Here is an 8,001-nt window from a genome sequence, read left to right on the forward strand (position 1 = left end):
GTAAGACGATAGCGTCCGAGGAATATTAGCATTGCCCAATCAGAGCCAGCTGATGGAGAAGATGGAGCCACTGGAGGGTATCGAACCCCCGGCCTGCGGTTTACGAAACCGCCGCTCTTTAGCGGCAATTGCTGAACAGCAAATGCAACCGCTGAGCTACAGTGGCAACAGGGATTGTTGGGAAGATTGTCTTGCTAGTTAAGGCTTTTGACCTCTCCCACATCGGGGTCCAGGCAGTCCAGATTGACGCCTTAAAGACGAGAGGCTTTTAAGGGTTCGACGGCATTCATGCTGGGGACCCGCCAAATGGTCACCGACCTGCGCATACCCGAAGGAATCGTCGTCCGGACCGCCAAGGGCGGGTCGGACTCCCTCAAGGGGATTCTCGAGGACCTGAAACAGTACAGTTTCACGGGATATGTCAGGGTGACCCTTCAGAAAGAAATCATGAGCTCAATCGGGTACCTGGTGGTCGAGCAGGGCGCGCCGGTGATGGCCGTCTACGAGTTCGAGAAATCGAAACCGAGGGAGCTCAAGAGGATCTACACGGGAGAGAAGTCGCTAAGGTTCATCCTGGAGGACTCGCAGGATAGGGGTTCCAACATCGAGCTACACAGCAGGGTACCGATAGAGGAGTTCGAGCGGAGGTTCCCTGATGCCAGGATCGACGAGGCGCCAGTGCAGGCAAAGGCACCCATCTTGGAAGCCGGGCAGAAGATTGAGGAGGAGGCCGAGGAGGAAGAGACTGCCGATTCTCAGCGAGGAATAGTCGAGCTCTGGCGCAGGAAGGGATTCAAGGTGGACACTCTCGAGGAGGCGCTCAGGAAAGGCCCTGGGGCGCTCGCGAAGGAGCTCACTCAGTTCGAACAGGACGCGCAGAGGCTGAAGCAGTTCGAGATCATGATGAACAACTTCCCAATCCTTGGTCACGAGCAAGAGATAGAGGAGATCAGGTCGAAGCTAGACGACAGGGCCAAGATCGCGGAGATCGAATCCGACATTGAATTCCTTCAAGAGAAGATCAAGCGCAAGATCCAAAAAAGGAAGACCGTTGAGGAATCGATCAAGCAGGAGATGGAGAAGAAGAAACGAGAGGAGAAGTCCGCGGACGTATACGATCTGATACTGAAGTACCAGACAGCTCCTGAGGAGGATGTCGCGAAGAAGTGCCCCAGGTGCGGAGGACCGGTGGATGAAGAGGGGAGATGCCCCAAGTGCAGCGCTGAGGGGGCAGCCGCCGCGGCTCCTGCTTTCGCGAAGCCCTTGAACACGGAGATGACCTTTGACAACTTCGTCGTGGGTCCTGGGTCGAAGTTCCCAGTGGCCGCGGCCAGTTCAGTGGCCAGCTCCCCGAGCAAGACCTACAATCCTCTGCTCGTCTTCGGCGGATCCGGCCTTGGAAAGACGCACCTCATTTTCGCCATAGGTAATCACATGAGGAGCAAATCGAAGAGCATCAAGATCATGTATGTTCCTGCGGACAAGCTCGTCGAGGCGATCAACACCTCACAGGAGGAGGCGCTAAGAAAGAGGATGAAAGAAGACATGGAGAGCGTGGACCTGCTCCTCGTCGATGACATGCAGTTCCTCGCAACCAGCGAACGAGCACAGATAGATATCACCCATGTCATAGACCATCTGATCGATTCCAAGAAACAGGTCGTTCTCGCGAGCGACCGGCTGCCTTCCCAGATTCCCGGTTTCAGCGACAGGCTGAGCTCCCGCATAATGCTGGGACTCACGACGGACCTGCAGCCTCCGGACCTGGATACAAGGGTCAAGATCCTGAAGCTCAAGGCACGGGAGAAGAATCTGAAGCTGAGCGACGATATCGTCACTTACATTGCTGAGCGCGTCACGACCAATGTCAGAGAGCTGGAGAGCACGCTCACGAAGATCGCGGCTTTCTCCACAATAATGAAACTGGACGTGGATCTCAACCTCGTCTCTGACATACTCAAGCCGCTGGCACCTGTTCAGGAGACAAGGAAGGAGATCATGAAGGAGGTCAAAGCGAACCCCGGACACTGCTACCTGGTCGAGGAGGAGCGGCCGATGTACAGCAACGTGCTCCTCAGCAGGAAGATGGACGAAGGTTATGCTGGCATGGTCATCACGCGCATGAACCCAAAGCGTATAAGGGACGAGTTCAAGGTGCCTCCCGAGATTCTCTGGCTCACGGACAAGGAGAGTTCTCAAGAGAAGACTGTCGCGCCCTCTCTGGAGATGCTGATCCATGTCATACAGGAGTTCATGGCGCAGGGGGAGAAGGGAATGATCGTCCTTGACGGAATCCAGTACCTCGTGAGCACGACCAACTTCGAGGCTGTGCTAAGGTTCGTCAGAAGCCTGATAGACGAGATCTCCGAGTCGAGCGCCATTCTCGCCATATCCATGAGTCCCGAGACCATGAAGCCCCAGGAAGTCTCGATTCTGGAAAGAGAGATGGAAGTCCTGAACCTGACCTGAAGAAAGCACCCTCACTCTACGCGGGCTTCTTCATCATCTCTTTGAACTCACGCATCTCCTTGAGCGCCTGTGGGTATTCCTCCGATTTCATGAGGGAGGTCGCCGACTTCAGAACCGTCAGCATCGGCGTGATGTTCACATTCCTGACCTTGGCGTCGATAAGCTCGTCCCTCGCCTTGCGCATCTCCTCGTTCATGCGGCCTGGTATGGACTTGTTCAGGCTTTCGTTCGCCATCTTGATGCTGATGTCCATTCTGTCGAAGTCCTTGGCTTCCAGGGCCTTGGACGCTTCCATCAGAAGCCTCCTAGCGTCCTTGGTGTCAACAATGAATATCTCGCAGTCTGCGATGTAGTTCTTGAGCTGCCCGATCTTCTTCTTCGACTCATTGTACCTGCCAGTGATCGGCAGCAGTTCCTTGGCCACCTTCTCGGCATAGACATAAGCGGCCTCGATGTCGCCGGCAGCTCTTGCTCGTGCGACCTCTTGAATGTAAGTCGTCGGTCTGGATACGTCTCCGCCAAACTCACGAGCGATCTTGATCTCCTCGTTCAGCTTGGTGATTGCATCCGCGAGGTGGGAGTCAATCTTGCCCATGAGTGCGTTCTTCGACTTCTGCACGAGCTCCACGGCCCTCTCGATCTGCCGCTCCCTGCCAGCAGCCGCGGCCTCGTCTATGAGCTGCTTGCTCTCGCCTATATCGACTTCCTTCTCACGGGCCAATGCCAGGAGTGGTTTCATCTCGGCGACCATGCGCGCGAGATCTCTACCCTTGTCTTTCGCTGCTGGTGGAGCGGGAGCCTGTGCAGGGATCTCTTCCTCGTGCTTGATTTCGCGAACTCGGACCTCGGCATGTTTTGGAGCAGAAGACGCAGGGGCAGGCGATGGCTTCTCGGTCAGAGTCGGCGTCTCTGGACTTGTCTCGGGTTTCGGAGTGGGCTCTGACGCCTTCTTGCCCCATTTGAAGAAACTTTTGAAGCCCTTCTTGTCCTCGGCTTTCTCCTCTTTCTTCTCGGGCTCGACCGGCTTGGCAGGCTTCTTCGAAGGTGCCTTGACTTCAGCCATAGGCGGTTCGATGTCCTTCTTTGGGGCGATTGCAGGGGCCTCAGGCTCGACGAACACGGCGCCGCAGCCAGGACAGGATTTGGCGTCCACACTGACAAGAGTATTGCAGGCTGGGCACTGGAACATCTCCACGCCCTCCTCGGCGAACATCACCCCGCATTTGGGGCACTGGGTCGCGGTCGCTTCGATAGAAGTGCCGCACTGTGGGCACTCAAAGGACTCGACCTCAGCCACGACTTCCTCATCTTGAATATCAGGAGCTGGTTCGACCTCTTGAATCGGCTCAGGCGTGGGCGCGGGCTTCGGTTCAGGGACAGTACTGATGTCGGCGCCAGGGGCACGTGAGAATATCTGCTTCGGAGACTCCACACGGGACGGCGGGGCCGTTTCAGGAGTTCTTTGAACTGGCGGCTTCTCCGAGGGCTTGGACATCGAGAATATTTCGTCAACGCGCGATTCCACAGAGACCCTAGGCGGAGCTGCTTGCTCAGGAGCCTTCCTGGCGGGCTCGATATCTATGTCGAATATGGAAAGATCCGTTCCGCAGAATCCGCACTTCCTAGAGCCAGGCTGAAGGGGCGAATCGCAGATCGGACAGAGTTTGTCCCCGCTAGAATTTGGCAACGAGTATTGCCTCCATGAAACAGCGGTCTCACTTTACGATATGCCTGGATAAATAGTTAATCGTTTTGATTTCGCAAATTGATAGCTTATACGGCGGCAGCTGTGCGCCAGTGTACCTGGCAGGAGGAGAAACATATTTCCACATGGGCGTAGTTGTCAATGTCTGGGGATCCTCGTGGAGTTGAGGTCAGTAAGGTTGGAGTTTCCCGAAAACGCGAACGTGATAGTTGGTCAGACCCATTTCATCAAGACCGCTGAGGACCTGTACGAGGCGATAGTGAGCTCCGTCCCTCAGGCGAGGTTCGGAGTGGCATTCTGCGAGGCCTCAGGACCATGCCTTGTCAGGGTGGAGGGCAACGACGACAGGCTGAAGAAACTCGCCGCGGAGAATGCGAACAGGATCGGAGCCGGGCACACTTTCGTAGTGATACTTGAGAACGCCTACCCAATCAACGTCTTGAACAGGATCAAGGAAGTCCAGGAGGTATGCACGATATTCTGCGCGACCGCTAACCCCGTCGACGTATTGGTCGCGGAGAACGAGCGCGGAAGGGGCATCGTGGGCGTGATCGACGGAGAGAAGCCCAAGGGGACAGAGTCGGCGAAGGACGCTGAGGACAGGAAAGCGTTCCTCAGAAAGATCGGCTACAAGAGATAGAAGCACAAGGATGAATCGCAGAATGAGACTCGACATCAAAATCAGCCCTCTGGACCTCAACCTTACATTGGGCTGTGGCCAGACCTTCAGATGGCGAAAGGCTCCAGGCGGCTTGTGGGAGGGGCCGCTCGGGAATCAGTTCATCAGATTAGGACAGAAGGGTTCAATCGTCCACATAGAGGCGAGCCCTGGAGGGCGAGAGGTTGAAGGACTTGTCAGGACGCACCTGAGAGCTGATGACGACGTCCGAGGAATCCAGAAGGCGCTCGCCGAAGATCCCGTGATGGCGGCTGGGATTTCCGAGCTGAAAGGTCTCAGGATAGTCAAGATCGATGAGTGGGAGTGCCTGATAAGTTTCATACTGGCGACCTATGCGAGCATTCCGCGGATAACGAAGATGATCGAGACTCTGTCGACCAGGTACGGCGAGAGGATCGTCGCTGGAGTAAACTCATTCCCCAGTCAGGACAGGCTCCGAAGGGCCCCTTTGTCAGAACTGGCGAAGTGCGGGTTTGGATATCGCGCGAAGTTCATCCACGAAGCGTGCAAGGTCCTGGACGATGATGCCCTGTCGGAGTTCCAGAGAATGTCCAACAAGGACCTCAGAGATGAGCTGAAGCAGCTTCCTGGAGTGGGAGACAAGGTGGCGGACTGCGTCTCGTTGTTCGGTTTTGGCAGGCTCGATGCGTTCCCTATCGATGTCTGGATCGAGAGGGCACTTGAGCGCCTGTACCATCGGAAAGGCTCATACAACAAGTTGATGGAGTTCGCTCTGGCGCGGTTCGGCCCATACGCGGGGTACGCGCAGGAGTATCTGTACTACAACGAGAGGTTGCGCGCGCCTGGGGGAACGTGTATGTTCTCAGAAAAATGAGATGATCGACCTGTCCATGAAAAGCAGGGCACCTTCGGCAACTGCAACCAGACCTATGATGATCATCGTCAGCTTCCAATCGAGGACCATCGTTGCGATGGTCAGGACGTCTTCTAGAAAGTGGAGCAGCGTATGCACAATCGCGCCCACTATGAAGAAGATGATCACTAGGATGATCCACTCGTCGACGCCCAAGACGGTCGAAGGCAGCACGAACGAAGCCGCGAAGGCAGCAGCTGCGCCGACGACCACCCCGAGCACGCCCGCCCAAGGGATCTCCCGCATGGGTTTCAAGAACAACGTCGTGGCAAGCAGGATGATCAACACCAGCGTGAGCCACCCGACCGTGTTCTTGGTGCCCGCGAAGAAGGCGACCACGAACATCGCGGCCCCGATCATGAATCCAATGAACGTCCCGACCTCGTCCCAATGAGAATCGTCTCTTTGACCGTAGACTGCGACGGCCATCGACAACAGCCCCCCAACGATAAGGGCGATGGCAGGCACCGGCTCGTCGGCCAACAGCGCTGGGTCCACCATGAGGACTTGAAGAACTGGCGGAGTACTTCATTGTTGCCAGCGGATTAGCTCTTGCCTTCGCCAGGATGGGTCCTCTGATAGAAATCAATTATCTCCCAGTCAGAAATCGTGCCGGCCTCCTTTTCTGCAAGCAAGAGCCCGCGGATCCTAGCGTACTCGGAGACTATCTCCTGGCACTCCGGTCCTCCTTTGACATCGCCGACCTCGAGCTTTCCGCCCTTGCTTTTCCCTTCGAATGAGCCGATCATCCTGATGCCCTGGAACACCGCGTACCTTCCTGTCTCCGGCATGATGTCCCTGGAGCACACTCGGAGGTACTGTGAGAGGTAGTCTCCCGGGGACAGCACGACATTTCCCGTGAAGGTCGTCTTACCCAGCATGTCGAACGCCTCCCTGCTCGCCCAATGAAGCACTCCTGAGCCTTTGAGCATGAACCCTTTGATGAGGACACCGTCGTCCTCCAGCTTCCTGAGGATGCGTCTCAGCTCGCGCATCGGCATCCCGTGCCCCGTGAGCATGCTGAGCGACTCCGCGCTCATGACGCCGAAGTTGTCGAACAACCGGGCGAATATCCTCGCCCAGGCGACTCGATTGGAGGTGTTCTGCCGCTTGGTCGCGACGTATGCGACGGTCGAGTCCAAGCACAGCCTGGATGATCTATACAGGGATCTGATCGCCTCCGAGGTATCCTCATGGCCCAGAGGGGAAAGATCGAGCAGACGCTGCCGCTTGACCGGCTGCTGGTCCCTGACGATCCGCATGACGAGCTTCTCGTCCTTGGTCAGATCGGCCGCTCTGGCCGCCCTGTACAAGCTGGCGCTCTCCATCGTGCAGTAGCCCATCCTGTCGGGTACGATCCTGCACCGATAGACCGCGCCTCGCTTGTGCAGTCTCTGAATCGTCTCGAACTTCTTCACGCGGAGGACCGCCTCGACGTCGGACCGCAGTCCGCCAAAGCTTGCCAGGGCCTCGTTCATGTCCTTCATCTTGTTCGACTCTTCCAGATGCTGGAGAGCGAAAACCACTTTCAGCAGGTCAGTCTGCTCGAAGCAAGGGGTGACGAGCCTTCCCTTGACGAGCATCCCGTTGGATTCAGCGTAACCGCGCTTGAGGAATTCGGACTTCACATCGTCTTCGAGCCCTCCCACGTCAGAACCGAATACGTTCCTGACACGGAGGATCTCCACACCGAGGGAGTTGTAGAACGCCATCATGCCATCGAAGGTGTCTATGAGCTGGCCAAGCAGCTCCTTCTCATTGAGGTGAATTTCCCTGATCTCCACTGACCCCGCCAGGAGCCATTTCTCGATCATGCCGACGGTCCTGCCTGAACGGACTAGCGGGAAGAACCAGCCCTCGCCGTACCTCGAGGTGATCTCGGTCCATTTGTCGCTCAGATAAGAATCATAGAGGGAGAGTATGTGGAGAGTGTCGTCAGGGAAACCCTCCTGATCGAGATCCTTGAGCTCGTCAGGGAGCAGGAACATCTCCGTCCTCTCCAGCCCGACTATGATACTCTTGGCGCCGACTCGGCTGAGACGCTCACGCGCATCCTCTGGCTCGACATCAAGATATGCGGCCGTTTGCATGAGTGTGACCGGGCCGAAACCCCCCAGATACCTTCTCAGGACCCGCTCGTAAGGCGCTTCTGCCTCAGGTTCTATGCCGCAGATAGTATAGACGTTCCTCGAACTCCATGATTCGGCCTCGTCGTACTCGCGCAACAGGTATCCCTTTCGATCGAGAGAGTCGAAGTGCTCCCTCATGATGTCC

6 protein-coding genes and 1 tRNA gene are annotated in these 8,001 nt (G+C 56.5%); 3 read left to right on the forward strand and 4 right to left on the reverse strand.

The features are described from left to right. Window positions 1-62: 62 nt before the first annotated feature. Window positions 63-166, reverse strand: a tRNA-Thr gene (locus KJ653_03910). Between the two features lie 140 nt (window positions 167-306). Here KJ653_03910 and KJ653_03915 point away from each other — a divergent pair. Beyond that, window positions 307-2,469 carry a DUF835 domain-containing protein gene (locus KJ653_03915; GenBank protein ID MBU0684977.1) on the forward strand — a complete coding sequence of 721 codons (2,163 nt, stop codon included), beginning with the start codon at window positions 307-309 and terminating at the stop codon, window positions 2,467-2,469. Between the two features lie 16 nt (window positions 2,470-2,485). Here KJ653_03915 and KJ653_03920 read toward each other — a convergent pair whose 3' ends face one another. Next, window positions 2,486-4,156: a zinc ribbon domain-containing protein gene (locus KJ653_03920; GenBank protein ID MBU0684978.1), complete on the reverse strand. Its 1,671-nt coding sequence runs from the start codon at window positions 4,154-4,156 to the stop codon at window positions 2,486-2,488. A 175-nt stretch (window positions 4,157-4,331) separates the two neighbouring features. Here KJ653_03920 and KJ653_03925 point away from each other — a divergent pair, with 175 nt between their 5' ends. Next, complete coding sequence (locus KJ653_03925; protein ID MBU0684979.1) at window positions 4,332-4,814, forward strand: adenosine-specific kinase; 483 nt, start codon at window positions 4,332-4,334, stop codon at window positions 4,812-4,814. Between the two features lie 22 nt (window positions 4,815-4,836). After that, window positions 4,837-5,688 (forward strand): 8-oxoguanine DNA glycosylase, encoded by an 852-nt coding sequence (locus KJ653_03930; protein ID MBU0684980.1) that lies wholly within the window; start codon window positions 4,837-4,839, stop codon window positions 5,686-5,688. Here KJ653_03930 and KJ653_03935 read toward each other — a convergent pair. Next, on the reverse strand, window positions 5,677-6,228 hold the full coding sequence (locus KJ653_03935) for a hypothetical protein (GenBank protein MBU0684981.1): 552 nt from the start codon (window positions 6,226-6,228) through the stop codon (window positions 5,677-5,679). The genes KJ653_03930 and KJ653_03935 overlap by 12 nt on opposite strands. Window positions 6,229-6,272: 44 nt before the next feature. Further along, the coding region (locus tag KJ653_03940) for a winged helix DNA-binding domain-containing protein (GenBank protein MBU0684982.1) at window positions 6,273-8,001 on the reverse strand (1,729 nt) is incomplete at its 5' end.

Source organism: Candidatus Thermoplasmatota archaeon (assembly GCA_018814355.1).
Classification (GTDB): Archaea; Thermoplasmatota; Thermoplasmata; order UBA10834; family UBA10834; genus COMBO-56-21.

Coding starts and splice junctions, on each gene's coding strand:
- KJ653_03915 (MBU0684977.1), top strand. CDS start 307: ATGGTCACCGACCTGCGCATACCCGAAGGAATCGTCGTCCGGACCGCC.
- KJ653_03930 (MBU0684980.1), top strand. CDS start 4,837: ATGAGACTCGACATCAAAATCAGCCCTCTGGACCTCAACCTTACATTG.
- KJ653_03935 (MBU0684981.1), bottom strand. CDS start 6,228: ATGGTGGACCCAGCGCTGTTGGCCGACGAGCCGGTGCCTGCCATCGCC.